At 63.5% G+C, this 26735-nt stretch carries 26 protein-coding genes and 2 pseudogenes; 13 read left to right on the top strand and 15 right to left on the bottom strand.

Features of this window, described 5'->3' with window-relative positions:
* Positions 1–22: 22 nt before the first annotated feature.
* Positions 23–493 (bottom strand): MarR family winged helix-turn-helix transcriptional regulator, encoded by a 471-nt coding sequence (locus ACKI2N_RS23585; protein WP_420993168.1) that lies wholly within the window; start codon positions 491–493, stop codon positions 23–25.
* Between the two features lie 207 nt (positions 494–700).
* Between ACKI2N_RS23585 and ACKI2N_RS23580 the strand changes: the two genes are divergently transcribed.
* A complete protein-coding gene (locus ACKI2N_RS23580) occupies positions 701–1144 on the top strand; it encodes a hypothetical protein (protein ID WP_420993167.1) in 444 nt (147 codons plus the stop codon).
* Between the two features lie 53 nt (positions 1145–1197).
* Here ACKI2N_RS23580 and ACKI2N_RS23575 read toward each other — a convergent pair whose 3' ends face one another.
* Together ACKI2N_RS23575 and ACKI2N_RS23570 are read right to left on the bottom strand one after the other, a co-directional pair.
* Complete coding sequence (locus ACKI2N_RS23575; protein WP_420993166.1) at positions 1198–3405, bottom strand: multicopper oxidase family protein; 2208 nt, start codon at positions 3403–3405, stop codon at positions 1198–1200.
* 419 nt (positions 3406–3824) lie between these two features.
* On the bottom strand, positions 3825–4736 hold the full coding sequence (locus ACKI2N_RS23570) for an AraC family transcriptional regulator N-terminal domain-containing protein (RefSeq protein ID WP_420993165.1): 912 nt from the start codon (positions 4734–4736) through the stop codon (positions 3825–3827).
* 154 nt (positions 4737–4890) lie between these two features.
* On the opposite strand from ACKI2N_RS23570, the gene ACKI2N_RS23565 reads away from it, so the two are divergent.
* Both ACKI2N_RS23565 and ACKI2N_RS23560 read left to right on the top strand, forming a co-directional pair.
* On the top strand, positions 4891–5724 hold the full coding sequence (locus tag ACKI2N_RS23565) for an oxidoreductase (protein WP_420993164.1): 834 nt from the start codon (positions 4891–4893) through the stop codon (positions 5722–5724).
* A pseudogene (locus ACKI2N_RS23560) lies at positions 5691–5969 on the top strand (hypothetical protein); the annotation flags it as partial. The gene ACKI2N_RS23565 and the pseudogene ACKI2N_RS23560, both read left to right, overlap by 34 nt.
* A gap of 278 nt (positions 5970–6247) precedes the next feature.
* Here ACKI2N_RS23560 and ACKI2N_RS23555 read toward each other — a convergent pair.
* The 6 genes and pseudogenes from ACKI2N_RS23555 to ACKI2N_RS23530 all read right to left on the bottom strand — a co-directional run.
* Positions 6248–7914, bottom strand: a pseudogene (locus ACKI2N_RS23555) (ShlB/FhaC/HecB family hemolysin secretion/activation protein); the annotation flags it as partial.
* A 667-nt stretch (positions 7915–8581) separates the two neighbouring features.
* Positions 8582–8974, bottom strand: coding sequence for a hypothetical protein (locus ACKI2N_RS23550; RefSeq protein ID WP_420993163.1), 393 nt, complete (start codon positions 8972–8974; stop codon positions 8582–8584).
* 135 nt (positions 8975–9109) lie between these two features.
* Entirely contained in the window at positions 9110–9484 is a 375-nt protein-coding gene (locus ACKI2N_RS23545) for a hypothetical protein (protein ID WP_420993162.1), read from the bottom strand.
* 463 nt (positions 9485–9947) lie between these two features.
* On the bottom strand, positions 9948–10454 hold the full coding sequence (locus ACKI2N_RS23540; protein WP_420993161.1) for a hypothetical protein: 507 nt from the start codon (positions 10452–10454) through the stop codon (positions 9948–9950).
* A 283-nt stretch (positions 10455–10737) separates the two neighbouring features.
* The gene (locus tag ACKI2N_RS23535) at positions 10738–11184 is read right to left on the bottom strand and encodes a hypothetical protein (RefSeq protein WP_420993160.1); all 447 of its coding nucleotides are present in this window, start codon (positions 11182–11184) and stop codon (positions 10738–10740) included.
* A 322-nt stretch (positions 11185–11506) separates the two neighbouring features.
* A complete protein-coding gene (locus tag ACKI2N_RS23530) occupies positions 11507–12499 on the bottom strand; it encodes a LysR family transcriptional regulator (RefSeq protein WP_420993159.1) in 993 nt (330 codons plus the stop codon).
* A 96-nt stretch (positions 12500–12595) separates the two neighbouring features.
* Between ACKI2N_RS23530 and ACKI2N_RS23525 the strand changes: the two genes are divergently transcribed.
* Genes ACKI2N_RS23525 through ACKI2N_RS23515 form a run of 3 tightly spaced genes read left to right on the top strand, consistent with a single transcriptional unit; the run spans position 12596 to position 14866 of the window.
* Positions 12596–13285 carry an HAD family hydrolase gene (locus tag ACKI2N_RS23525; RefSeq protein ID WP_420993158.1) on the top strand — a complete coding sequence of 230 codons (690 nt, stop codon included), beginning with the start codon at positions 12596–12598 and terminating at the stop codon, positions 13283–13285.
* A complete protein-coding gene (locus ACKI2N_RS23520; protein ID WP_420993157.1) occupies positions 13272–14405 on the top strand; it encodes an alanine racemase in 1134 nt (377 codons plus the stop codon). Before ACKI2N_RS23525 ends, ACKI2N_RS23520 begins: the two co-directional genes overlap by 14 nt.
* A gap of 5 nt (positions 14406–14410) precedes the next feature.
* Positions 14411–14866, top strand: a complete 456-nt coding sequence (locus ACKI2N_RS23515) for a RidA family protein (RefSeq protein ID WP_420993156.1) — start codon at positions 14411–14413, stop codon at positions 14864–14866.
* A 343-nt stretch (positions 14867–15209) separates the two neighbouring features.
* Here ACKI2N_RS23515 and ACKI2N_RS23510 read toward each other — a convergent pair whose 3' ends face one another.
* On the bottom strand, positions 15210–15851 hold the full coding sequence (locus tag ACKI2N_RS23510) for a DUF1109 domain-containing protein (protein ID WP_420993155.1): 642 nt from the start codon (positions 15849–15851) through the stop codon (positions 15210–15212).
* The gene (locus ACKI2N_RS23505) at positions 15848–16420 is read right to left on the bottom strand and encodes a sigma-70 family RNA polymerase sigma factor (RefSeq protein ID WP_420993154.1); all 573 of its coding nucleotides are present in this window, start codon (positions 16418–16420) and stop codon (positions 15848–15850) included. Before ACKI2N_RS23505 ends, ACKI2N_RS23510 begins: the two co-directional genes overlap by 4 nt.
* 311 nt (positions 16421–16731) lie before the next feature.
* Here ACKI2N_RS23505 and ACKI2N_RS23500 point away from each other — a divergent pair, with 311 nt between their 5' ends.
* The 3 genes from ACKI2N_RS23500 to ACKI2N_RS23490 all read left to right on the top strand — a co-directional run bounded on the left by ACKI2N_RS23500 (position 16732) and on the right by ACKI2N_RS23490 (position 18516).
* Positions 16732–17004: a pentapeptide MXKDX repeat protein gene (locus ACKI2N_RS23500; protein ID WP_420993153.1), complete on the top strand. Its 273-nt coding sequence runs from the start codon at positions 16732–16734 to the stop codon at positions 17002–17004.
* 73 nt (positions 17005–17077) lie between these two features.
* On the top strand, positions 17078–17704 hold the full coding sequence (locus ACKI2N_RS23495) for a cytochrome b/b6 domain-containing protein (protein ID WP_420993152.1): 627 nt from the start codon (positions 17078–17080) through the stop codon (positions 17702–17704).
* A gap of 59 nt (positions 17705–17763) precedes the next feature.
* Positions 17764–18516: a molybdopterin-dependent oxidoreductase gene (locus ACKI2N_RS23490; RefSeq protein ID WP_420993197.1), complete on the top strand. Its 753-nt coding sequence runs from the start codon at positions 17764–17766 to the stop codon at positions 18514–18516.
* A 108-nt stretch (positions 18517–18624) separates the two neighbouring features.
* Here the strand turns inward: ACKI2N_RS23490 and ACKI2N_RS23485 are convergent, their stop codons facing one another.
* Together ACKI2N_RS23485 and ACKI2N_RS23480 are read right to left on the bottom strand one after the other, a co-directional pair.
* Positions 18625–19146, bottom strand: coding sequence for a glycine zipper 2TM domain-containing protein (locus ACKI2N_RS23485; RefSeq protein WP_420993151.1), 522 nt, complete (start codon positions 19144–19146; stop codon positions 18625–18627).
* A gap of 79 nt (positions 19147–19225) precedes the next feature.
* The gene (locus tag ACKI2N_RS23480; RefSeq protein ID WP_420993150.1) at positions 19226–20293 is read right to left on the bottom strand and encodes an alkene reductase; all 1068 of its coding nucleotides are present in this window, start codon (positions 20291–20293) and stop codon (positions 19226–19228) included.
* A 274-nt stretch (positions 20294–20567) separates the two neighbouring features.
* Here ACKI2N_RS23480 and ACKI2N_RS23475 point away from each other — a divergent pair, with 274 nt between their 5' ends.
* Positions 20568–21017 carry an Rrf2 family transcriptional regulator gene (locus ACKI2N_RS23475; protein WP_420993149.1) on the top strand — a complete coding sequence of 150 codons (450 nt, stop codon included), beginning with the start codon at positions 20568–20570 and terminating at the stop codon, positions 21015–21017.
* 75 nt (positions 21018–21092) lie between these two features.
* On the opposite strand, the gene ACKI2N_RS23470 is transcribed toward ACKI2N_RS23475, so the two are convergent.
* Complete coding sequence (locus ACKI2N_RS23470) at positions 21093–21968, bottom strand: LysR family transcriptional regulator (RefSeq protein WP_420993148.1); 876 nt, start codon at positions 21966–21968, stop codon at positions 21093–21095.
* A gap of 151 nt (positions 21969–22119) precedes the next feature.
* Here ACKI2N_RS23470 and ACKI2N_RS23465 point away from each other — a divergent pair, with 151 nt between their 5' ends.
* From ACKI2N_RS23465 to ACKI2N_RS23455, 3 genes are all read left to right on the top strand, one after another.
* A complete protein-coding gene (locus tag ACKI2N_RS23465) occupies positions 22120–22968 on the top strand; it encodes an NAD(P)-dependent oxidoreductase (RefSeq protein ID WP_426990959.1) in 849 nt (282 codons plus the stop codon).
* A 201-nt stretch (positions 22969–23169) separates the two neighbouring features.
* A complete protein-coding gene (locus ACKI2N_RS23460; protein ID WP_420993146.1) occupies positions 23170–24345 on the top strand; it encodes a diguanylate cyclase in 1176 nt (391 codons plus the stop codon).
* A 257-nt stretch (positions 24346–24602) separates the two neighbouring features.
* Positions 24603–25727 (top strand): FUSC family protein, encoded by a 1125-nt coding sequence (locus ACKI2N_RS23455; RefSeq protein ID WP_420993196.1) that lies wholly within the window; start codon positions 24603–24605, stop codon positions 25725–25727.
* Between the two features lie 20 nt (positions 25728–25747).
* Here the strand turns inward: ACKI2N_RS23455 and ACKI2N_RS23450 are convergent, their stop codons facing one another.
* The gene (locus tag ACKI2N_RS23450; RefSeq protein ID WP_420993145.1) at positions 25748–26713 is read right to left on the bottom strand and encodes a LysR substrate-binding domain-containing protein; all 966 of its coding nucleotides are present in this window, start codon (positions 26711–26713) and stop codon (positions 25748–25750) included.
* Positions 26714–26735 lie beyond the last annotated feature (22 nt).

The raw sequence follows: 26735 nt of genomic DNA, 5'->3' as shown, positions 1-26735 counted from the left end.
TCTATCCTTGAACAGCGAACAGTCATTCAATCGGCACATTGCGGAACGCATGGATGTCCGCGAGTTTTTGCAGTGCCAGGCGAAGAGCAGTCCGCTCGCTCTCGTCCAGGACCGAAAAGAACCGGTCATCGTTGCCGTTCGCAACTTCCGTCAGAACGGGCAACAGGCGCCGGCCATCGCGTGTAAGCGACAAGAACTGGACCCGGTTGTCATCGCGGCTCGCACTGCGCTTGATCAAGGCCTTGGATTCCAGCTTGTCGAGGATTTTCGAAACCGCGCCTCGCGTCATGCTCATGGATGCGGAAAGCGTGGAACTCGTCAGATCCTGCGTCCGCTCTATCCTGTTCAGCGCGACCCACTCGGCTGTCGAAAGATCGTATTGGCTGAGCGAGTGCGCGAACGCGCCCGATACCTGGTTTGAAACCAGCCTCATCCAGTAGCCTAAATGCCTCTCCAGCGGGTCATCGTGCATGGCATCCGTATTCATGGTCATCCAATTTGTTTCCTCGGAAACATAATATTGTTTCCACGGAATCAATGTCAAGACTTTTATTGGAGATTCATCGTGATGCGTTCGGCTCACAAAGGCCGGGCCAAACCCCGGTAACCGGGTACAGCGCGCCGGGGCAATCATGCTAGGATTATTCTGTGTAAGGGACCGCGAGCCTGTTGCTGGGCATCCTGAGGGAGGTGCTGCGGAATGGATCGGCTAATTGCTTATGTCATGGTCGCCGCAAGCGCTTGGGTCTTGCCCAACACGACAGCTGCCTGGATTCCCTTCGAAAATGAAGTGACTGTCTACATGTTGTCTTGTGATGGAGAACAGGTAAGCGACGTTTGCCACGGCAAGGAAAAAACGGACATCCCTTTCACTTATCGGGTTTTGCTGGATCAACGTTCCGTGTGGTATTGGAGGACGGATGATCCGAGTAAGCCACGCCGCTTCCCCCGCTGTACGATCCATGACGCGAAGAGCTGGTTGTGCCAACTGGAAAGCGATGAAGTTCCAAAGTCGAGGTTCGGGATGGTGGCCGGCAAATACGTGGAAATCGCGACCTGTGTGACTGGCGCAACCACTCCGTTTTTTTATCAGGTGCCCATGTGGCGGTGGTGGCTCGTACGGCTGCATGAGAAGCTGTCCTGAGGGCTCGGCCCCTCATGGACGGCTCCGGTTCGGCGTTCTACAAGTATCCGCCGTCAATTCGTCACACGGTACGGCCGCATCATCTCGCTGTCTTCATGAGTGAGGACATGACAGTGCCAGACATAGTATCCCTGTGTCGGATCAAACTCGTAGAGATTCTGTCCTGCGTAGGATTGGTTGGGAACTACGGGAACGCTTGAAGGCGTCCAGCGCACCAGGATTCTCAGAACCTGTCCTGCATGCGCATCCGCCGTATCCTTCCATCCCGACTCCCCGGACGTTGGCGGTATGGTGGCGCCCTGGAGGTAGCCGCTGAAGGGGGGATTGCCGCCAAGCGCACCGTCTTTATTGGGCGTCAAATAGTCCAGCGGAGGCCCATAGTCGGCGCAATATGTACCCGTCTTGCATCCCTCTGGCAGAGGCGCCGGGCTGCTGCCGGTCGCGCCGAATGATTTATTCCAGTCTGCCAGATATTGACTTGCATCGATGGCCTGGCGATTGAGAACCTGGAATTGCGAGAGGTGGAGGTGAACCGGATGGCTAGCCCCGGCCATCGTCGAGAGATAGACGATTTCCCACATTTCAACCGACCCCACGCGCGGTAGTTCGCTGATGCCGTCGCTCGGAAAATCATGGACAATGCTCGGCGATTCCAGACCGTTCCACGTCGTGTTATTGACATACTCTTTGATATCCGTGGGAATCGGGCCGCCCGACGTCTCGACATGATCGAAAAGGATCATCTGCCTGACTCTGTCGACTTTCACCGTGGGCAGTACATTGCCGTTTCCATCTGTCAGGCGAGCCATCGGGCTTTTCCTGGCACAGAGGCCAGTAGACGCGTTCGGATTTGCGGGATCGCAACTCGTGTCAGGTGTCGACGTCGACGCCGCCACCCGGAACTGCATGATATCGGGCAGTTGAACATCCTGGCCTGGCTGCGTATTGGTGAGCTCGATCGTCTGGCCGGCAAAGTGGGAGAAATCGACGATGATGTCGGCCCGCTCACCCGGCGAGACCGGCAGCCCCTCGGAAACGCCGCTAGAGGAAACAGCAAGGGGAACGGGGCTATCAAAATAGTTGTCATCGGCCCCGACCAGGTAGACCGGCGCGTTGCCGAAGACAAATGTATATCCCCGATTCAGGCTGCCGTTCAAAATATGGAAACGGTAGCGTCGCGGCTCGACGTTCAGGAACGGAAAGGCGGCCCCATTTACCACTGCGACATCGCCCTCGAAGATGGGACTCCAGAACGGATGGTTGAGGGAGGCCTGCTGAACCGGCAAATATAGCTGGCCGTTCGTATCGAACATCCGATCCTGTACCGCCATCTCGATTTCTTCAGCACCGCCCGGATATCCCTGCGGCTCTGTATTGGAGTCCTTGAGAAAATAGAAACCCGCGAGTCCGGCGTAAACGTTGAGGCGCGTAATTCCCAGAGCATGATCGTGGAACCATAGCGTCCCCGGTTCCTGCGAATTGGGATATTCATAGATCGCCGTGCCCGGGCCTCGGTTGCCGGTGGTGTGATAGTCGGAACCTTTCAGGCCATTTGGGGTGAACCACGACTCCGGATCGCCGTCGTAGGCCGCGGGCAGTTCGGCGCCATGCAAGTGCACCGTGGCGGGAACCGGACCGATGTAGTTCTGCCTGCATGAAGAACCAGGGCTCACGCCATGCAACTGCATCCCACAACCGCTCTTCATGGGATCGGCCCAGTGCACTGTCTGGTCGAATGGCAGTTCTCCCTGCACCAGTCCCGGGCCGGTCGGATGCGATGGATCGAAGCTCGGCAGCTCATTGACGTATGTGGTCCGCGTCGAAGTACCGCGCTGGGCAACGATCGTGACCGCCGGCCAGTGAGCCGGACCCAGCACTGCGCCGGTGTTGGAATCCGTGGTCTGGTATGTCCAGACGCGCGTTTGACCCAACGTGCCGCCTGAACCGCATTTGGCGTAGGAGCCCGGCGGCAGCACCTGCTGGTCGGTCTCCATCATGGTTACGGTCAGGTTGGGGTGAGCCGCTGCGTCCACGCGCGGTACTGAACCGGCCGGCCCGAACACCGGCATGCTGATCGCAAACTTCGCGAAACAGTCCGCGGCCAGTTTCGTCTGCGGAACGAGAATATGGCCAATGGTACCGTCTCCGGTATTGCAGCCATGTGCCAGGAAAATCAACGAGATGGAAGCCACAGTTAAAGCGATCGCACTCCAGCGAGACCGTGTCGCATGCTTGCGATGCTTTGCCGCATCCTGGGACATGGTGTCTCCCTTTACTGGCTGCTTGCTTCGGCGAGGATCGTATATTGCTGACGATCACGCGTTGATGTGACCGCGCTAAAAGATAAGGCGCGCCCAAGACTGGCGCTTTGCCAGTGCGCGTTGCACTCATACCGCATGAGATACAGGATGCCTGCGCACTGCGCGGATTTCGAAGATAGGCCAAGGCCATAAAAAAGGCGAGAATTTTACGGATCAAACCCCTATCCATAGTGTGCGGAATCGCACATTCCAGTTCTTTCGAAGTGATCGAGTCCTTTAACAATCCGCCCCAAAAATGGGCGCCATGCCGAATCCAGTGCGGCGCTTGATGGCGGAAGCCTCTTGCTCCCCGACTCTCAAAACTGGCCATACCGAAGAGATGTTGCGGTGATCGCCGATCAGATCGAACCGCAGCAATCTCAGTGCGACGAGACGTAAGCCGCATCAGCGAATGCCGGGGGAACGGCGAAGCTTTCGCGCATACGCTTCGCCTCCGCAGCGGGCGTCAAGCCGAACAGCCGCTTGAATTCCCTGGTGAACTGGGACGCGCTGGCGTAACCCACGGCGTGTCCCGCCGCTTCCGCGGTAAGGTCGTTGCGCACCATCAACAGGCGAGCCTGATGCAATCGCGTCGACTTCACGTACTGCATCGGCGAGACCTGTGTAATTGCCTTGAAGTGGCTGTGGAAACTCGGAATGCTCATGCCCGCTTCGTCGGCCAGCTGCCTTACGTCGAGGGGCTGCGCATAGCTGGCATGGATCAGGCGGAGCGATCGACCTACCCGCCCGAACTGTCCCCGCATCGCCAAAGCCTCGCGCATCGGACCTCCCTGGGGTCCGGTGAGCACGCGGAAATACAGTTCACGCAGCAGCCCGGTCCCCAACACGGCAGCTTCGAGCGGCCGGCTCATCGCCTCAAGGAATCGCAAAACGGATACCTGCATCGCGTCATCGATTGGCGTCGAAATCATGCTCTGAGGCGCGTGCGCGCGCTCCGTTGCGCCTTCGCGGTCGATCTGCGCCGCGAGTTCGGCGGCCAACGTGAAATCGAGGTGCAAATATAGTGCGAGCAGCGGGCGCTCATCGGTCGCATCGGTCTCCATGCTGAACGGCACCGGCACAGACACGGCCAGGTAGTGACACTCATCGTACAGATAGAGTCGGTCGCCGAAATAACCTCGCTTGCGACCCTGGCAGACGATCACGATACCGGGATCGTACAGAACGGGCGTGCGCGACATTGCCCGGTTCGACCGCAGGATGCGGACGCTCGGCAGTGCCGTCAGGTTGTAGCCCTCGTCGGGTGCCAACGCGCGCAGCAGGGCAATCATGCGTTTCCGGCCTGGGTGGGACGAATCCATGCTGTGACTGTCGGGGCTCTTCGGCTTCATAGCTTTATGCAAGAAAAACAGCAAATCATGGCTTATTCTGCCAACCTCTCCAGACTAACATGCATGCTCCAATCGACATCTGGGAGAAGCTTCGATGGCATCCAGCAAAATCCTCCTCATCACCGGCGTCGGCAGCGGCTTTGGCCGTGCGCTGGCACGAGAAGCACTGGCGGCGGGCCACAAGGTCGTCGGTACGGTGAGAAGTGCGCAAGCAAAGCGAGATTTCGAATCCCTGTCCGCGAATGCCGCCTGGGGACGTGTGCTCGACGTGACCGACTTCGGCGCGATCGACGGTTCGGTGGCGGAAATCGAAGCCGAGGTCGGCCCCATCGACGTGCTGGTCAACAACGCCGGCTACGGCCACGAGGGGATCATGGAAGAATCGCCACTGTCGGAAATGCGCCGGCAGTTCGACGTCAACGTATTCGGCGCGGTCGCCATGATGAAGGCCGTCCTGCCATTCATGCGTGAGCGCCGTCGCGGGCATATCCTCAATATCACGTCAATGGGCGGCTACATCACGATGCCGGGAATCGCCTACTACTGCGGGAGCAAGTTTGCGCTGGAGGGCATCTCCGAGGCGCTTGGCAAGGAGGTCAAGCCCTTCGGCATTGCCGTGACAGCGGTGGCTCCCGGCTCATTTCGAACCGACTGGGCGGGCCGCTCAATGACGCGGACGCCCCGCTCGATTGCGGATTACGACGCCATCTTCAACCCCATCCGCAAAGCCCGCGAGGAAAATAGCGGCAAGCAACTGGGAGACCCCGGGAAAGCGGCACGCGCCATGCTGGCAGCCATTGCTGCGGATCACCCGCCCGCGCATCTTTTGCTCGGTAGCGACGCACTCGGCCTCGTGCGCGGCAAATTGTCGGCATTGAACGCTGAAATAGATGCGTGGGAGGCCACCACCGTTTCGACGGACGGCTGACGACCACTGAGACGCGGAATCTGTCGCTGGTCCGCATCGAGACGGACAGCGGCGTCGTCGGCTGGCGCGAGGCGTTCTCGCGCAACAAGGACCGGGCACTGGCCGAAACCATCCGCACGAAGATCCTGCCACTGATCATAGGCAAGGATGCTTCGGCCATTGGCCAGATCAAGCACGACCTCGAATTCAACCTGCGCAACTTCGGGCGGGTGAGCGGCGTCATGAACGGCATCTCGGCCGTGGATATCGCGCTGTGGGACATCCTGGGAAAGTCCGTGAACCGTCCGGTGGTGGACCTGATCGGCGGCGCGTTCGCCGACACCTTGCCGGTATATGCGAGTCTGCTGCGCTACGCCGACGAAACACATCTCGGCGATGCCATCGAGCAGGCGATCGGGCGCGGCTACCGGTATATCAAGCACGTCGAGGTTCAAGGTCCGGACGGCTGCTTAAAGAGCAGCCGGGCCCGTTCTCTCTCGCGTTCAGCCGCTGCCGTCTGGCTCATGCGTCCCCATTGTCCAACTCAATATTGGTACGTCAGTTGGACGCCAGCCGTGACACCCGCCGTATGGAAAGCGGCAGGCTTGTACACGGGCGTACCCAAGAACACGTCATACGAAGCCCCTCCGAGTTTCTGCGTTCCGATGGCCCCCCGCATGCCGATGACCGCGCCTGCCAGTTGCGTGCCAACCAGGCCCTGCGTGGAAGGTCCATGCACCCTTCCGTAGTCCAACCCGACATACAATGCTTGCCCGCTTCCACCGAGCGGCGCCTGCAGTTCATTGCGCCAGTAGAACCCGCGTTCGCCCGCGAGCTGGTTTTCGCCATCGAAGCCACGCACCGTATAGCGACTGCCGATGGTCAAGTCATCGATGTAATAGAGTCGGTCGTTGGTGAACTGGCCGCGCAGCGTGGTCACATACCGGAACGGCTGGTCGGCCACCTTGAACGGCACGGACAGGTTGGCATCGAGCACCATCATGCGGAAGCGCCACGTCGGGCCATCGTCGGCGGCCAGCGCATCGGATTGTGCACCGAATGCGCCGATGCCCTGGCGGAATGCCAGCGTGGCGTCGAGCTGCGACTGGCCGAAGTAATGGCGATCCGTGACGCCAAATTCCAGCATCGTGTTGTTCCGGTGCTGCTGCGGGATCTCCGTATCCTCGATGAAGCTCTTTCCGAAACGACGCGTCAGGCGCACCTGCATGCCGAACACATCGTTCTGGCCCCGGCTCAGCACGCGATGCAGCTTCAGGTCGACGGTCTCTGATTGCCCGCTGGAAACGAACGTCGTATTGACGCCGGCAATCTGCTGAAAGTAATTGCTGCTATAGGCGGACAGCGTGGCCGTCCAGTACCCCCACGGCACAGAATAGAAACCATTCCAGCCCCGCGTGCCGTGCGCCTTGTTGCTGAACATCAGATCCTGGTTGTAGCCGACGTTGAACATGTCGTTCAGGCCCAGGGGGTTGTCGATACCGACGCTGAGGTTGCCCTGCCACTTTCCGGTGGAACGCGAGCCCGAGTTATCGACCGAGGCCACCAGCGTCCAGGCCAGGGCTTGTTGCGTTTCACCGCGATCACGATATCGCTGCGGCCCGGCACTGAGGTGGGCACGATCTGCATATCGACGTCCTGGTTCGCCACGCGCTTCATCTGCTCGAGCCCCTGCTCAAGATCGCGCAGGTTCAGCAGCTCACCCCGGGAGGTCGGGAACGCGGTCTTCCACGTGCCCCAGATATCCGGCTCCGCAAAGCGAATTTCTCCGATCACGCCCGGAATCAACGCCAGTTTGAGCGCACCGGAAGATAGATCCTGCTGAGGCACCAGTACCCGCGTGGTGACATAACCCCTCGACAGGATCGTCTGCGATAGACCCTTGACCAGCATCTCCACGCCCTGCTGGCCGACACATTCGCCCTGATAGTGATTGAGCCATTGCAGCGCAAACGCAAACGGGTCCATCGGCAGCGCCGACGCACCGCGCGCCTGAAGATCTGTGGGCAGGTCCCGTGGGACTTCGAGCAAGAACTGGCTGATGCGGAAGCACGGCGTCTCCGTCGGCAACTCAGGAAACTCCGCGCGGGCAATCGTTTCGGCTCGGACCGTCGGCTTTTGCACGAGCGCGGCGCGCTCGCGCGCTTCCTGCTGCTGGCGAGTGCGTTGATCTTGTTCGGCATTAGACAGCGCGGCGGCCTGTCCTGGGCTGGGTGGAACCTAAGCCATCACATGCGACGGGATACTCGAAAGACCCATCGCGAGTGATGCAGCAGTTGCAATGTGCAGCGGTTTGAAAGACATCGGAGTAATGAAGACCCGGCGGATGCCTTTGCACCCGCTCAAACAGCGGAAAATGGATTTGATCAACAAGGAGCCAGAACGGATACGCTTCTCTAGAACGTGACGCAGGCGAAGCTGGCTTGTTGCGACTCAGTTGCCTTGGGTATCTAAATTGCCCACCGCGGCTCCCACGCTTCTACAAGCGAGAACTCCCCATTGGAGAATTCTCCTTCTATCTCATCGTAGGTATACGAAAACGATTGGTATGGGCGCAGGCCGTGCCCGCTAATAGCCGAACTAAATATTCCCCTTACCAAGTTGCACAAGGAGGAATAGGAGTCAGATGCATTCATTATTTCATGAATATATTTAGTTGAATGTTCGGATACATACTACGGAACTGCATGCAATGCGGACTGGTGCGGCATCGCACCTACTAACCAAGTCGCCCACAAAACCCACAGGAGGCCTGGCGATCACAAGAGTCAAGCGTAATCGCTTACCCCATCGCAAGTGAGGCACGTGAATCTTAAGGCTGCGATCTTTGATGGACGCCTCTCTCATCATTGACCTCAAATCATTTTTTTGAATAGTTGTAGACCTCCGGAATCTTATAATCATCAGGAAAATCAGGCCAACCGAATCTACTATCTGAAGAAATCTTTATCAAATCCTCGCGAATATCATCGAAGAAATTCATCAGATCGTGAGTGGCTAATCGCACGTCCTGCAAGCCGGCGCGTGCAGCCAACAGGTCCCCCTGCTTAGTTGCCGCCTCATAAAGCTCAATGGCATCACAAATGCGCTGCATCTTCATCTCAAACCAATCGTCAAGATTTCGTTTCCAGTTTATATGCCAATTGAACTCGTCCCTAGCCTCATCATATCCATCCAGATCATCCTCTGTTATTCCTTTCGATTCTGCCAAATCTAATAATAGTGATTTAAAAATCTCAAAATTTCTCCTCACTTTATCACCCTCCCTTGACCTGATGTTGTTTTGGCCTCATTTATCGTCCCATCGAGATTGAGTGATTCCATTGATTTTCAGTTTCTGTCGAAAACATCAACAGCAATGACGATTTTTTATTATCAAAATTCATATTCATTTAATAATCTTTGGCTCATCGAAAGAAATCACATCCACCGCTGTATTGATGCCCGCAACCAAGAAGTGCTTGATCGTAATGGCCGAGCGTGTGTGGCAACTTTCTTCAACAAACCAATTCAAAAAAGGAGAATTTTCTACCATGTAGAGCATCTTTCCTGCACCGCCCGTACTGCCAATCTCCGGCAGGGTCCGCAGCATATCTCCCTCATCCATGCGGCGCACAACTAAGGCACCATCAAAAACAAGTGTCAATTTTGCATCGCTACCTTCAAGTTCAATGCTTACAGTAAACCCGTCGTCGGTAATCTGCTTGCAATCAAAGCAGCGCCCTTGAAAGACATTTTGCATAACAGGGATAAAAATTCTCATGATCCGTACCTTACCTTTGTGCGGCTCTTATCTTGCTGGAACTCTAACGTCGGGGCACCGGAGTCGCTTGTCGGCCTCACGATTACTGCACGCCCATCCGGAAGTTCACCGACACGTATATCGCCTGGGTACGTTTTGACATTGGAAGGATTTAGGGCATCAAAATCCTTGTTAGCCGTGTCAAAAGAACCTTGTTTTTCCCATTGGGTCGTTCGCCCCCGGGTTGGATCGCCGGGAGTGGCGCCAATTACGGGCGGCTCCGACGCAGCGCCGCCGCCAGCACTTCCATTTCCACTGCTTACTATTGCTCCCAGCCCCGGCACCAAGTTAAATGGATTCGGCAGAATCTTGCCTGCAACGGCCGCCATCGTACTGCTCGCATCCACGAACTTGTCCACCGCATCCACAACTGGCTGGAACATCGGCCCGAGCGTATTCTGTTCCGACTGATCCGGCGTCCCAGTCAGCACACTCCCGTCCCCATCATACTTCGGCTTGCCGGGCACCGAACCCGGCTTCTGTGGCTGTGCCGGAGTAGGTGGAGGAGCGGTAGGGCCATGCCCAACGCCCGCAAAGTTATACTGCGTCCCCAGCCCCCCGCTGCCCCCGCCGCCGCCGCATCCTGTGTCGTACCGCCCACCGCAGCGCCAGCCCCCGCCGCCACGATGGTCCCCGCGATCTGCACCAGCGCCTTGCGGTCCTGCTCGGACAGTGTCTGCAAGTCCGGGTTATTCAGGATCTGCTGGCCCACCAGTTCGGCTGCCGCAGTGGCCACCGCGTCGCCAGCGGCTCCCGCCGCGAAGCTACCACCCATCGCTTGCGCCAGCAGGCCGCCGATGACGGTATGGACCGCCACCTTCACTTCCGGCGGTTGATCCCGCGTCAACATGCCGACCTGGTCATACACCATCGGCGCCAGTTGCTGTGCCACCTGGCTCTGCAACTGGTTCAGCTCCCGCTGATCCTTCACCTTCTGCGCATCAAAGATCTTGTCGATGCTCTGGTTGGCGTTGGCCGTGTCGCGATTCAGACTGGCAACGGTCTCCTCGGCGCTCTTGCCCGTCTTCGCCTGCTGGCCCGCGCTGTCGGTAATCTCGACAGCGCCCGCCGCAAGCTACCCACAAATCCGACTTGTTACCGCTTGACCGCCGCTCAAGATCCTTGAGCGATTGGATAAACAGCTACAACGTATTCCGTACATACCGTTTCATTGGTTCGGCCAGCACGCTACTATCCTTGGTTGAGTCGAATCGCTAAAATTGAATCGGCACCAGAGAGAATCTTTCGATGCCAACGTCGTGCTTGCGGAATATCTCTTCGAGCTCTCGCCTGAAAGACAAATCTAGGGGGCTATCCCAGTCAACATGATGTCGATTGATCAAGTCGATACACGCATCTGTTCCATAGATTTGCAGCTCCAGCCAATATCCCGGCTCTAATTGCAAAGGGGGGGTTCTTGCAAGCGATTCAAATAGCTTCGGGAAACTTCGCTCGATTTCACCGACCCAGGTAATGCTCGCAAGTTCGCATGTGATTAGTCTATAGACAAAGTCCAGCGCGGATTGCCACCGCTCTCTAGTAGGGACATGATTCTGATACTCCAACGACGCAAGTAGATTTGCAAGTGGAATATCATCTTCAGACATGAATTTCATATCCCACTGATAAGCGAGTAGGAGTTTTTCGTTGCTAATTTTCATGGCTTTGGCGGAAATTTCAGTTTTACCGGGAGCCCTGCATTGGCAGCATTTACAGAGGGGCCGTTAATATCGACGCTTGCGGTATCCGAAGCGGTCCGACTAGCCTGTCCAGCAGGGCGGTAGACAACGTACGTTCCGTCTGGCAACTCGGCGCTCCAGCCACCCAATTGGCATGAAGACCACAACGCTTGTGTCAATACTGTTCGCTTTTGCATTTGCACTGGCGGGTTGCGCAGCCAAGTATCAGGAGCCGGTATCCGGCGAGCGTGCAAGATTGCGCGTGGACTGAGATCATCACCGCAGTGATCACGGCCCCACCCAATCACGCCCGCGGCCCTCTACGCCACGGCGGCCGCGGCCCCAGCGCCTTGCGCAACATCTCGACAAACAGCCGCGTGCGCATCGACGACTGGCGCGATTGCGGCACCAGCGCCATCACGTCGGCATCGGGCAGGCGGTACGCTTGGAGCAGCGCGACCAGGCGGCCGGAGGCCAGTGCATCTGCCACATCCCATTCCGACCGCGCCATGATGCCTTTGCCGGTCAGGCACCAGTGATGGACAACGTCGCCATCGTTGCTCTCCATCGTCGGGCGCACCCGCACCGTCAGTTCCCGCGATCGCGCATGGCGCGGGTTCTTGCCTTGGCTGTTTTCGCCATCCCTGGCGCCGTCTTCGCCCCGCGCAAAGCGCCACAGCGTCACATCCTCCTCGTTCTCCCTGAGAACCAGGCAGGCATGGCGCTCCAGGTCCGCGGGCGTCTCCAACGGCGGTGCCTTAGCGAGGTATTCGGGCGCCGCGCACAGGATGCGCCGGTTCGGCGCGATGCGATGCGCAATCCAGCGCGAATCCGGGATCGCGCCGATGCTGACCAGCACGTCGAAGGCATCGCGGCCATGCACTGGCTGGCGCGGCAGCATCAGGTTGTCCGACAGGTACAACTGCACCTCGAGATTGGGATGCGTGCCGTGAAACTGCGCCAACAGCGGACCAAGGTAGCGGCGTCCGAAGCCAAACGGCCCGTGGACTTTAAGTTTGCCCGCCACGGCCTGGCTGCGCTGCTGCAGCGCCTCTTCGATCGCCTGCATCTGCTCCAGGACGCCGATGGCGTGCTGCGCCAGTAGATGTCCTTCGTGCGTCAGCTGGAGGCGCCGTGTGGTCCGCTGGGCCAGCCGGAGACCGAGGCGCGCCTCCAGTTGGCTCAGGCGCTTGGTCACAGCCGGCGGGGTGACGTTTTCCTCCCGGGCCAAAGCGGCCAGGCTGCCCAGGCGGTCCAGCGCCAGGACGAACCGCAGATCTTCGATGTCTAGCTTCATTCTTAACCATCAGGTGAACTAAGAAATTCTAAAGCATTAACCACCTGAGGGCGTGGCGTACCTACACTGGCGGTTCGATAACAGGAAGCCGCCACCATGCCACAGCCAACCCGACCGCCGCTGCAGACACCGCAAGCCCGCCAATACGATTTCGTCCTGTTCGACCTGCTGACCGCTTTGCTCGACTCCTGGTCCCTGTGGAATCGCGTCGCCGGCGGCGAGGCGGCAGGCCGGGCCTGGCGCGCCGCCTATCTGAAGCGCACCTACGCGTGCGGCGCCTACCGTCCCTACGAGACGCTGGTGCGCGAGGCCGCGGTCGAGACCGGCCTGCCACCGTCGCTGGCCGGCGCGCTCGAAGAGCGTTGGACGGAGCTTGCGCCGTGGGACGGTGCCGCCGCTGTCCTGGGCGCCCTGCGGGCATCGCACGGACTCGGTGTCGTGACCAATTGTTCGGAGCGTCTCGGGCGGCTGGCGGCCGAGCGCCTCAATGTGCCCATGGACGTGATCGTGACCTCCGAGCGCGCCGGCTTCTACAAGCCGGATGCGCGCCCCTACCGGCAAGCGCTGCGCGAACTCGGCGCGCAGGCTGCCAATACGCTATTCGTCGCCGGCTCCGGCTTCGACCTGTTCGGAACCTCGGCGGCAGGGCTCGACACCTACTGGCACAACCGCGTGGGGCTGTCTTTGCCCGACGGCGCTCCGGCACCGTTGCTGCAGGGCCCGGACCTCCAGCCCGTGCTGGACCTCGTCGCGGCGCCGGCCAAGGATTCCCATGACTTTGCATGAACTGGAAACGCCGGTCCTCGTGCTGGACCGAATCAAGATGGAGCGCAATATTGCGCGGCTGTGCGGCCGCCTTGCGCCATTCGGCGTCACGCTGCGGCCGCACGTCAAGACCAACAAGTCGGCCGAGGTCACGTCACGCATCGGTGCGCCCGGTACACCGGTCACCGTGTCCACGCTGAAGGAGGCCGGCTACTTTCTTGACCACGGCTGGAACGACATCCTGTACGCGGTGGGCATCGTGCCGTCCAAGCTGCCGCATGTCGAAGACCTGATGCGGCGCGGCGCAAGGCTGACGCTGCTGCTCGACAACGTCGAGGCGGCCCGCGCGCTCGCGGTCTGGTGCCGCGAGCGCGCGCTCAGCGTGCCGGTGCTGATCGAGATCGATACCGACGGTCACCGCTCGGGCGTCAAGCCGGAGGACCCGTCGTTGCTCGATATCGCCGCCGCGCTGGGCGACGAGGAGATAACAGGCGCCCGGCTCGCGGGTGTGCTCACCCACGCGGGCGACTCGTACAACTGCCGCTCGGCCGAGGCAATCGAAGCCCTGGCAGAGCAGGAGCGCGCCGGCGCGGTACGGGCGGCGGAACGTTTGCGCGCGGCCGGCCATCGCGCGCCGGTGGTGAGCGTCGGCAGCACGCCGACCGCCCATTTCGCGCGCTCGCTCGCGGGCGTGACGGAGGTACGCGCAGGCGTGTTCGTGTTCTTTGATCTGGTGATGCGGGGGATCGGGGTCTGCGACACCGATGACATTGCGCTCTCCGTGCTGTGCACGGTCATCGGGCACCAGCGTGAGAAAGGCTGGCTGATCACGGATGCCGGCTGGATGGCGATGTCGCGCGACCGGGGCACGGCGAAGCAGCCGGTCGACCAGGGCTATGGACTGGTTTGCGATATCGACGGCAAGCCGCTGTCCGACCTGGTGATGATCGACGCCAACCAGGAGCACGGTATCGTCCGCCACCGTGCGGATCCGGCCGCCACGCCGATGCTCCCGATCGGCACGCTCTTGCGCGTGCTGCCGAACCATGCGTGTGCGACCGCGGCCCAGCACGGAGCCTACGCGGTAGTCGCGGGCGGCACCGCACTGGAAGCACAATGGACCCGTTTCGGGGGATGGTGAGAACGATGACGAAAGACAATGCGGCAAAAACCGGCGCTACCGCGAATGCGCCGACGACCGGGACCGGCAACGGCATCGTCCACCCCGACGTGCCGGCGCTTGCCAGGCCGCGCGGGCACTACTCGCACGTCACAATGGCCAGGGGCCTGGTCTTCGTCTCGGGCCAACTGCCGCTGGACGCACAAGGCGAGCCGCGCGCCGACCTGCCGCTACGCGGGCAGGCCGAGCTGGCGCTGCGCAATACGCAAGCCGCGCTCGCGGCCGCAGGCTGCGGCTGGCACGACGTGATGAAGGTGACCGTCTATCTGGCCGGCGTCGAGCATTGGGGCGATTTCGACAAGGTTTATCGCCATGTGCTTGGGGACGCGCGTCCGGCGCGTGCCGTGGTGCCGGTGCCCGCGTTGCACTATGGCCTGCTGGCGGAGATCGAGGCGATTGCCCTGCATCCTGGCAAAGACTGAGCGTGGTGGACGGTTACGATTATGTCTGCGCGATCAGAGGCGATGGCTGCGCCGGGCCTTTGACCTGTCATCCAGCCAGCACTCTTCTGCTCGGCAACGCACGTTCCCGCCCCGACGCCGCCTTTCGGAAAATCCGCGCCGCAAGCAGCGTTTCATGGCTGCGCCTGGATGGGTGCCGATTCGCGGCAGGTACGAACCGGCTTGAGCTAGTCAGCTCTCGTTCTCCGGCATGCGAACCGGATTTCCTTGAACTCGTGACTTTCCAACATGTGGTTGGGCGTGATGCGAATCTGAAATACACAAGCCAGCAAAGAAAGAGACTCTTCGAGACGGCATCGCCGGCTTACCAGCGCAGCAGCCGCGGCCCGAGCACGGCACCGGCCGCGGTGGGCAACAGCATGCCGAGCACATACCAGACGCCCCAGAACGCGACGCCCATCTCGGGACAGTGCAAGCAGTAGGCCAGCGTGGCCACCGCGCCGGACAGCAGGCCGCCCACGGCGCCGGTCAACGCCAGCCGTGTCGGGGCCAGGCCGCGCAGCGCCAACAACACGGCGATGAACACCGGCACGGACAACATGACGATATTGAACGGGCAGACCCGCCAGGTCTGCCCCAATACCGCCGCCGCCCGTTCGCTCTCCGGCGTCTGCGCAACCACATACAGCGCGGCCAGCCAGATCGACGCGAATGGCACCCCGATGCCAAGCCAGCTGAAACCCGGCGCCACGCCGGGCCGCGCCAGCCGCGTGGCCATCCACAGCGCGCCCAGCAGCAGCGATAGCGGCAATGCCACCTTCGCCCAGAACAGCGGCGTGGCCGCGACCTCGGCGAGGTCGGCGCGAATGTGGAGCGCCGCGGCGACCAGGGCGACCGCCACCACCGCTCCGGCGGCAACCGCAATGCCGAAGCGGCGCGCGAGCGGGTGCCGCTCCACCGGCGCGACGCCGGTGGCAAGCATGGAAATCAGGTCGTCCGTTTTCATCGCGTTCCTCGAATCTTCGCCGCGAGCGCCTTCAGCCCGCGATGCACCCCCACCTTCACCGCCGATTCCGACAATCCCGTCATGCGCGCGGCTTCGCTGACCGAGAGCCCTTCCAGCTTGACATGCACGATCGGCAAGCGTTGCTTGTCGGGCAGTTCGTCGAGCAGCACGTTCAAGTCCCGCCGGGCCTGCGCCGGCTCCAGGTCGGGGGCTGCCAGCAGGTCGTGCGTGTCGTCCAGCGGATCGTTCAGCGCGTCGTGACGCGAATGCGCGCGCAAATGGTCCGCGAGCTTGTAGCGCGCGATGGCGTGCACCCATGCCGTCAGCGGCTGGCCCGGCAGGTAGGTGTGCCGTGCATTGTGCACTGCAAGCAGGACCTCCTGTGTCAGATCCTCGACATCTTCAGGGCGCCCCCGCAGCCGGTTGCGGAGATAGCCGCGCAGCAGCGCGGCCAGGTCGGTCAGGAATCGTGCGTACGCTGCCCGGTCTCCCGCCAGACCGTTCGCGAAGAGAGCCCGCAGGTCTGCCTCGCGCCTTCGCAGTACTCCCTGGTCTGTAGTTCGGTCCATCGATCGCGTTGGTTACACCGGGCCGGTCAATTTGCACGGATTCTACGCCGCGCCTGCGGCGGTGTGTGGTGCGAGGCGCTTCTTCGTGCAAGGTCGGCTTCCGAGCGGGGAGAAAACCCGGCCCGGCCGGTCATTGCGGCAGGTCCGCAAAAAATATCCGCTTGCTGTAACCGCGCGCGCCGTGGCGGCGAATTCCCCATCAGGCGCACACAACCGTGTGTGAATCTGGCGCCAGCCGCCCTGAGGCTGGCGCGATGTTTTCCGGAGGCCTGGGAATTCCTGGCCGACGTCACCACAATGAGGAGTTACGAATGAACAAGACCGCAATCGCCGTGTTTTCCGCCGCCTTCCTGCTGGCGGGTGCTCCGGCATTCGCCCAGACCGGCGGATCGATGGCGAAGGATTCGATGGCCAAGGAAAGCATGCCGAAGGACGCGATGTCCAGGGATGCCGTGTCGAAGGATGGCATGGCCAAGGACGCGATGTCGAAGGACGGCATGCATAAGGACAAGATGGGCAAGTCGAAGCCGCACGACAAGATGGGCAAGGACGGCGACGCCATGTCCGGCGGCGCGGGCAAATGAGGCTGCACGAGTAAGCTGGACCGGGTGCCGCAGGGGCATGTCTCTCGCGCGGCACCCGATTCTGGAGACCGAGATGGAAACCGCTCATCACGCGATCGCATCGCCCCCCGCCCCGCGCGTGGTCCAGCCCGGCTGGGTGCGCATTTCGCACTGGCTCAACGCGCTGGCCGCCGTGGTCATGATGCTGTCGGGCTGGCGCATCTACAACGCTTCGCCGGTTTTCCCGGGCTTTCGCTTTCCGGACGGCATCACCCTGGGCGGCTGGCTGGGCGGCGCGCTGCAATGGCACTTCGCGGCCATGTGGCTGCTGTTCTTCAACGGGCTGTTCTATCTGGCCATGAACGTCGTCACCGGACGGCTCGCCACGAAATTCTTTCCGGTGGCGCCGCGCGCCGTGCTGCGCGATCTGGCCGCCGCGCTGAAGGGCCATCTCTCCCACGCCGACCCCAGCCGGTACAACGCGGTGCAAAAGCTGGCCTACCTGTTCGCGATGGTCGTGCTGCTCGTGCTGGTGCTGTCGGGTATCGCGATCTGGAAGCCGGTGCAGTTTCCGCTGCTGCGCGAGCTGATGGGCGGCTATGACTTCGCGCGCGTGGTCCATTTCTGCGCCATGTCGCTGCTGGCAGCCTTCGTCGTCGTGCATCTGGTGATGGTGGCGCTGGTGCCGCGCAGCCTGCTGACAATGATTCGCGGACGCTGACACCGCGTTGCCGCCCAAGACACAGGACCTGAACCGTGAATACGAAACCTCCAGGGCGCATGGCCATCGACCGCGCGTCGCTGATCATCGACGTGCGCCGCCAACTCGACCAGCCGTCGCGCCGGCTGTTCGGCAAGCGCATCCTCACTCTCGGCGGCCTCGCCATGCTCACCGGCTGCAGCCTGAGCGACGATGCATCTGTCGAGACGTTCCTGACCCGCGTCTCGCGCATGAACGACAAGGTGCAGGCGTGGCTGTTCGACCCGAACCGGCTCGCGCCGACCTACGCCGAAGCGCAGATCACGCGCCCGTTTCCATTCAATGCGTTCTACGGCATCGACGAAGCCCCCGTTGTGAACGGCGACGACTTCCGTCTCAAGGTGAGCGGCCTGGTGCAGGACAAGCGCGGCTGGACGCTGGACGCACTCTACGCGCTGCCGAAGGCCGAGCAGATTACCCGGCATATCTGCGTGGAGGGCTGGAGCGCCATCGGGCGCTGGGGCGGCACGCCGTTCGCGGGCTTTCTCCGGCGCATCGGCGCGGATACCACGGCGAAATACGTGGGGTTCAAATGCGCGGACGACTATTACGAGAGCATCGACATGGCCACGGCGCTGCATCCGCAGACCTTGTTGACCTTCACCTACGACGGCGAGCGCCTTCCGCCCAAGTATGGCTATCCGATGAAACTGCGGATGCCGACCAAGCTCGGCTACAAGAACCCCAAGCACATCATGGAGTTGTTCGTGACCAACACCTATCCGGGCGGGTATTGGGTGGACCAGGGCTATAACTGGTTCGGCGGCTCGTGAAGACAATCCGCCCGGGAAGCGCGTGATGCGGTGGCCGCTATCGCGGCTGCCGCATCACGCACGCATGCCCACGGCTTGACTGCCCGGCCGGCCGCAGGCTGCACCGCCTCACGACGCCACGCGCGTCGTCCCGTCGGGCGCGGTCTGCAGCTGCACCGGCTGGCCATGGTAGAAGTTGCCTTCCGATGCCGGCTGCGTCACGGTCTGGAAGCGGCCGTCGGGCATGCGCACGGTGATCTCGAGGCCGGCAATGCGATTGGCGTGGCCTTCGAGCTCGTGCCCGGCGAACCCGCCGGCCAGGCCGCCCGCGACGCCTGCCAGCAGCGAGCCGTGGCCATGGCCGATGGCGCTGCCGGCGACGGCGCCGAGCAGGCCGCCGCCAAGTTCGCCGATCAGGCTGGAGGTGCGGGTGCTGGCGTCGATGGTGACCGGCCGCACGTGTTCCACCGTGGCCCTCGCCACCGTGTCGGCCCGGTGCGTTTCGGCCATCGAATACATGTCGCCTTGCGTATCGAGGTTGGCGCAGCCGGTGACCAGCGTGGTGGTGGCCGCGAGTGCCAGCACGCAAGCGGCGGCGCGGAACAGGCTATGGCGCTTGGCATGGGCGGCGGTATGGGTCGGATGGTTCATGTCGGTTCTCCTCGGGAGTTCGGTGTTTGGATGGTTCCACTCTATTCACCGAGAATGAGCCGAAAATGAGATACCGGCCTCAGACCGCCTCGTCGAGCAACGGATAGTCGTTGTAGCCGGTTTCGTCGTCCGTGTAGATCGTTTCCGCGTTGATCGCGTTGAGCGGCGCGCCGCGCCGGAAGCGTTCCACCAGGTCGGGGTTGGCGATGAACGGACGCCCGAATGCCGCCGCGTCCGCCTCGCCGCGCTCGATGGCGGCTTCCGCGCTCTCCCTGGTCAGCCCTTCGTTGAGGATGTAGGCCCCCTTGAAGATGCGCCGCACGTCACGGCCGATGCGATCGTCGCCGCGGTCGAGCGACTCGCGCGCGAAGATGAAGGCGATGTTGCGTGCGTTGAGCTGCTCGGCGACATAGGTGAACAGCGCGCGCGGATTCGAGTCGCGCATCGAATACGAACTCGACATCAGGTTCAGGTGCACGCCGACGCGGTCGGCCGGCCAGACCGTGAGCAAGGCATCGACCGCTTCCAGCAGGAAGCGTGCGCGGTTCTCGATCGAGCCGCCGTAGCGGTCGGTCCGCTGGTTGGAGCCGTCGTGCAGGAATTGGTCGAACAGGTAGCCGTTTGCCGCGTGCAGTTCCACGCCATCGAACCCGGCGCGTTTCGCGTTGGCGGCGCCGACCCGGAAATCCTCGACGATGCCGGGGATTTCCTCGGTCTCCAGCGCGCGCGGCACGGTGTACGGACGCTGCGGCCGCACCCGGTTGACGTGGCCTTCCGGCGCAATGGCGCTCGGGGCGACCGGTGGCTGGCCGTCATGGTAGACGGGATCGGACACGCGCCCGACGTGCCACAACTGGGAGACGACCAGGCCACCCGCGGCGTGTATTGCCGCGGTCACCTCCTGCCAGCCGGCAATCTGCTTCTCGGTCCAGATCCCCGGCGTGTTGGGATAGCCGACGCCCTGGGCGGTGACCGAGGTGGCTTCGGTAATGACGAGTCCGGCGCTCGCGCGCAGCGCGTAGTGGCGCGCGTTGAGCGGGCCTGGGCTGCGCTCGGCGAACGCGCGCATGCGCGTGAGCGGCGCCATGATGATGCGGTTCGGCAGCTTCAGCGCGCCAATCTGGACAGGGTCGAAGAGTGTGGACATCTGCGGGCTTCTCGTTTCGATATGGAAGGTGGACAGGGATGGTGGTGCCGTATCCGTCGGCGATGGAACAGGTGCAGGTGGACCGTCGCATCGCATCTGATGTAACAACAACGGTTACAACATAAACCATCGCGGCCATCGGCACAAGTCTTTCGTCATGACGGCCGGTCCCGGCAAGCCGCATCGATCACGCCCGCCGGATTGACAACCCCTACCGTAACGAATATGGTTACAACCAAACCGACTAATACACACCTGCCATGAGCGCCAACACATGAGCGCCAACAGCCGCCTGACCGTGGCGACCCACATCCTCGCGTGGATGGCGCTCGTTGCGCGGAACCATCCCGAGCCGGTCACTTCCGACCGGATCGCCGCCAGCGTCAACACCAATCCGGTGGTCATCCGCCGCACGCTCGGGCTGCTGGCGAAAGCCGGCCTGGTCGAGAGCTACCGCGGCGCCAATGCGGGATGGCGCCTGGCCAGGAGCGCGGACGCCATCACGCTGCTCGACGTCTTCGATGCCCTCGACGAGGGCGAGCACTTCGCGCTGCACCCTTCGAAGCCCAGCCAGGCGTGCCCCATCGGGAGAGGCATCGGCTCGACGCTGGGCCACGTCTATGCATCGATCGACGATAGCGTTCGAAAGACGCTTGCCACCACGACGATCGAAGCGGTGCTCGCGGACACGCTGGCATCGCAATCGGCCAGGAAAAGCCGCTGAATGCGCAGGCGCTCGTGGAACCCCGCGATCGCCCGGCGCGAAGGCTTTGCGAGCGGGCTGCGCCGAGAAGCCGCGTCAGGAAGCGCCTGAGATGCGCGCGCGCGCGACCGCCTCGACGATCTCCTGAAACGCCTGCGCGGCGGGCGGCGGGTTGCTGCGCGCGAACACGCGCAGGTCGAGCGCGGGCAGCCGCGGCAGGCCGGCACCGGTGAGCCTGCGCACGCCGCGCGGCACACCGTGCGCCGTGCGCACGGTCACGCCATGCCCGAATTTCAGCGCCGCCCAGACGCCGGCCAGGCTCGGCGTGGTCAGCGCCAGCCGCCACGGCCGGCCGCTGCTTTCCAGCACCTGCAGCGCGCTCTGCCGGAACAGGCAGGGATGATCGAACAGCACCAGCGGCAACGCATCGGCGCGCGGCGGCACGGCCGCCAGGCGCGTGCCCGCATACCAGAACATCGGCATGGTGGCCAGCAGCGTGCCCGTCCGGCTGCGGCCCGGCTGCGCGAACGCGAGCGCCATGTCCAGCTTGCCGCTGTGCACCTCGTCCTCCAGCGCGTAGTTGCGGCCGGCCCTGACCTCGACGTGAACGTCCGGGCGCAGGCGCGCAAAGCGCGTCATGGCCTCCGGGATGACATCCTCATAGAAATCCTGCGGCAGGCCCACCCGGATGGCGGGCCCCTGCGCCGCGGCGCCGAGCGCTGCCGCCGCTTCATCGTGCAGGGCGACGATGCGGCGCGCATAGGCCAGCAGCGCATCGCCCGCCTCGGTCAGCGCGAGGCCGCGCCCCTTGCGCTCGAACAGCGCCTGGCCGGCCTGTTCCTCGAGGCGTTTCAACTGCATGCTGACCGCCGACTGCGAGCGGCTCAGCTGCACGGCCGCGCGCGCGAAGCTGCCGGCGTCCACCCCGGCCACCATCGTCCGCAGCGCATCGATATCGAATCGCGTGCTCATGGATCTATTCGAAATAAGGAAGTCACGCTTTCATATTATTCGATATACATAAGCCTTGCGGGTCCCTATAGTTCACGTCATCTCAGCAATGTTCGGCCGGAGTCGCCTTGTGACTGCTATCGCCCCCGTCGGTTTCATCGGTCTCGGCACCATGGGAACGCCCATGGCGCTCAACCTGCGCAAGGCTGGCATCCCGCTGGTGGTGTGGAACCGCAATGTCGACAAGTGCGCCCCACTTGCCGGCGCGGGCGCCAGCATCGCGGCGGCACCGGCCGAGGTATTTGCACAGTGCGCCACCGTCGTGCTGATGCTGGCGGACGGCGACGCCATGGATGCCGTGCTGGCGCGCGGCACGGCGGACTTCGCGTCGCGCGTGCGGGGACATACCGTCGTCAGCATGGCCACCGTTCCGCCCGCCTATTCGCGCCAGCTCGCCGGCGAATTGCGCGCCGCCGGCGGCAGTTACGTCGAGGCGCCGGTGTCCGGCTCCCGCAAGCCCGCCGAGGCCGGCCAGCTGGTGGCCATGCTGGCGGGCGCGGCCGAGGACATCGACCGCGTGCGCCCGCTGCTGGCGCCGATGTGCCGCGACAGCTTCGACTGCGGCCCGGTACCGGGCGCGTTGCAGATGAAACTGGCGGTAAACGTCTTCCTGATTACGATGGTGACCGGGCTGGCCGAGGCGGCGAACTTTGCCGAACGCCACGCGCTCGACATGTCCCGCTTCATTGCCATCCTCGACGCCGGCCCGATGGCGAGCGACGTGTCCCGCATCAAGGGCGCCAAGCTGCGCTCCGGCGACTTCACGCGGCAGGCCGGCATCTCGGACGTGCTAAAGAACAGCCGCCTCGTGGTCGAAGCGGCCCGCGCCGCCGGCGTCGCCTCTCCGCTCATGGACGCCTGCCTCGCGCTCTATGGCGAGACCGAGGCCATGGGCCTGGGCGAAGACGACATGGTCTCCGTGGTCAAGGCCATCGCGCATCGCGCCGGCCGCGCGCGCTGAGCCGTTCCGGTTTTCCCAGCGGCGCGCCACCCGCATCGCTCGGCGCGGCGGCGCCATCCCGCCGGCGGGAGCCGGTGGAATCCGCGCGGGGCGCCGGAGCCTGACGAGCTCAAGCAATGCGCACCCGGCCCGCTGCCGGGTTTCCCACGTAGAATTCGACTGCCGCCGCGATGCCCCCGGCGCCATGTCTCTACATCTGGGATGCACGTCGACCTCCTCACTCTCTATTTCCTTGCGATCGGAACACTCCTCGCCAGCGCCGCAATGACGTTCTGGGAGCGGCGGGCCAACCCCAGGCGCGACAAGGCACTGCGGATCCTGGCGGCCGGCTTCGCGACACTCGCCGCCGGCTGCGCGGCGGTGCTGCTGCGGCGCGAACTGCCCGGCGCGACCGGCTCCGCACTGAGCAATCTCATCCTTCTCAGCGGCTATTTCCTGATCCTCGGCGGCGTCGCCTCGCTAAGCGGCCGCCGGCGCCTCGCCGGCCCGGCGGGCCTGCTGGCCGGGATGGCGCTGGTGTGGGTGGTCTGGGGTTCCCGTTGGCAGGACGCCGTGTGGTACTACGTCAGCGCGTTCCCGATCGCTGTCGCAAGCGCCATGACGGCCTGGGAGATGTGGCGATGCGACGCGATGAAAGCGCTGCATTCGCGGCACATCGTGGTGGCGGTGACGGGCATCCATGCGCTGCTGTATGCCGCCAGGGCCTGCGTCCTGCCGTGGCTGGTGGCGGCATACGGCCCGGCGACGCAGTTGACAGCCAGCAAGATCACGATCTACGAAGGGGTCCTGTATTCGGTCATCCTGCCGATGGCCCTGCTCAAGCTCGTTCGCGACGAGACCCACGTCCAGCTCTTGCGGGAGTCCCGGACGGACTACCTGACCCGCCTGGGCAACCGCCGGTGGTTCTTCGAGCAGGGCGCGCGCATCCTCGGCGAGGGCGGCGGGCAGGGGCCGGTTTCCGTGCTCGCGTTCGACCTCGATCACTTCAAGGCCATCAATGACCGATACGGCCACCAGGCGGGCGACAAGGTGCTGAAGGCATTCGCGGAAATCGCCCGCGGCGTGATGGGAGCCGACGCGGTTCTCGCCCGCACCGGCGGAGAAGAGTTCGCCGCGCTGCTGGCTGGCGGCGACGCGCGCCGCGCAGCCGCACTGGGCGAGGCCGTCGCGAAGCGTTTTGCCGGGACGATCCGCAACCGGCCCGACGGCCTCGGCATACCGGCCACGGTCAGCATCGGCCTGGCGCAGTTCGAGCGCGAAGTGCCGGCGCTGGCCGACGCGCTTGCCGCCGCGGACCAGGCGTTGTACCGCGCGAAGTCGCTGGGCGGCAATCGCCTGGAACTGGCGCAGATGGCGGCGCGCCCGGTCGATGCCTGAATGCCGGCGCGGAGGTCCCCGGCACCTTCCAGATGACCTCGAACTTCGGTTCCGGGTCGACCATGAAGATGGTCACCTCGGCCACGCCAGGGCGCCTGCCGGCGTAAGATATCCGGCATCGGTACGGCAGGCGATGCGGCCCGCGTGACGGTGCTTCACACCGCGTTCCGCGCGGGGCACGCGCGACGGCCGCTGTCTGGCGGCATACCGGCCCGGCGCCCGCCACGGTGCCTGCCAACCAGGAAAACGGGGCCAGCATGGGCAGAGAACACCGCAACGCCAGCGACCGCCGGCCCGCCGCGAGGCTGGCGCACCGGCACCTGGCGCGCTTCGTTGCCAGGATCGAACATGTCGACCCTGGCGCGCACCGCCGCATCAAGGGGCTGCGGCTGGTGACGGCTTACGGCATCGCCGCTGCGCTCGGCTCGCTGCCGGCGGTCGCGCATGGCTTCTCCAGCGGGAGCGCCATCGCCATGCTGGCGGCGGGCTTTGCGCTTTGGGCGAGCGTTTCCGAAGCGCGCATGGCGCGTTTCGAATCGAGCCGCGACCTGGCCGTACTGTGCCTTGCCGCCGCGCTCGGCGCCGCCAGCCTGGCCGCCCTCGCGCCAGCGATGAGCGGCTTTGGCCGGGCCGGCCCGGAGTGGATCCTCCTCAGCGGCGCGTTCCTGGCGGGCTTTTGCCGCAAGTACGGCGTGCTTGGCACCGGCGTTGGCTCGCAGTTCTACATCGGGCAGCTGCTCGCATTCGGCGCCGGGCTGGGGCCCGCCGACCTCGGCGCGATCGCCGTCGCCGGCGCGGTGGCCGCCGTGGCCTGCATCGTGCCGCGCTTGCTGAGCGGGCCCGCGGAGCGCCCGGCGGCCGTGCCGCAGCGCATCGAGGCGCTGGTCGACGGGCCGGCCGCATGGCTGCGGCCGTCGCCGGAATTCGCGATGGGACTGCAGGCGGCCAGCGCGGCCCTTGTCGTCTTGCTGCTGAACAGCGCCTGTCACCTCACGGAATCCGCGTGGGCGATCACGGCCTGCGTGTACGTCGTCGCCGGTTCCGCCGCGGGCACGATCGACCGCGTGCGCCGGCGCATCGCGGGCACGCTGGCAGGCGTGCCGCTGGGCCTGATGTTCCTGCCGGTCGCGGGGGACTACCCGCTGCTGGTGTGGGCCGCAGCGTCGCTGGCGATGATCGTCTACGCGATGGCGCTACCCGAGCGCTATGACATTGCCTGCGCGGCGTTCGCGTTCACGCTGGTGGTGACGCTGGCGGCCACGGGCGAGCATTCGGTGGCGTTGCTGGCCTCGCGCACGTGGGAAACCATTCTGGGCGGCGCGCTCGGCGCCGCGGCGGCGAAGTGGATCTTTCCGCTGCGACCTGCCAGGGCCGAAACCTGAGGCCGGGTCTTCCTGGGGCCTCAGCGCGCCGGCGCCCGGTCTCTGGGCCCGGCCGCGATGCCCGCCTTGGCCCTGGGCCGCTGGGCGGGGTCCAGTTCGTCGAACATCTCGACAAGCCAGTCGATGAATATCCTGACCCGCTGGCTCAGGTGCCGGTTCTGCGGGTAGACCACGTGAAGCGGGTACGACGGTGGCCGCCAGTCCTCGAGAAAGGCGACCAGCCGGCCGGTTTCGAGAAACGGCCTGACCTTGAAGGAAAAGAGGTGGATGACGCCGATGCCGGCCAGGCCCGCCGCCAGGTGCGCGTTGCCCTCGTTGACGCTCAGGAAGGCGTTCGGCTGCACCTCGGTGGCCGCGCTGCCGACGCCGAACGGCGACGGCGCGACGCGTCCGGTGCGCGGCGATATGTATCCCACCAGGATGTGATTCCGCGCGAGGTCTTCGATGTCGGCGGGAATGCCGTGGCGCTGGATATATTCCGGCGTCGCGCAGGTGGTCCAGTTGGCACGGCCGACCTCTCTCGCCACCAGGGACGCATCGGTCATCGGCCCGCCCCGGACCGTGCAGTCTATGCCTTCCTGGATCATGTCGGTGAAGCTGTCGCGCACGCACAGCTCGACCTCCACGTTCGGATAGCGCTCGTGGAACGCGGGCAGCGCCGGGATCAGGAAGCTGCTGGCCAGCGACGCGCTCACGCCGATCCGGATCTTGCCGGCGGGGGTGGCGTTTTCCACGCCGAACGACGCATTGACCTCGTCCAGCGCATGCAGCAGCGGCAGCGTGCGGTCATAGTAGGCGGCCCCTTCCGGGGTGACGGCGACCATGCGCGTGGTGCGCCGCAGGAGCTTGACCTTCAGCTCGGACTCGAGGTCCTGGATGATCTTGCTGGCGCTCGCCAGCGGAATGCCAAGCGAGTCCGCCGCCTTGGTGAAACCGCCGGTCTCGACGACGCGTGCAAATACGCGTATCGCCATCAGGTTGTTCAATCCAGTCCCCTTGTCGCGCCCT

Source organism: Cupriavidus sp. 30B13, from assembly GCF_049059565.2.
GTDB lineage: Bacteria > Pseudomonadota > Gammaproteobacteria > Burkholderiales > Burkholderiaceae > Cupriavidus.
This window is presented reverse-complemented; position numbering and strand designations above follow the sequence as displayed.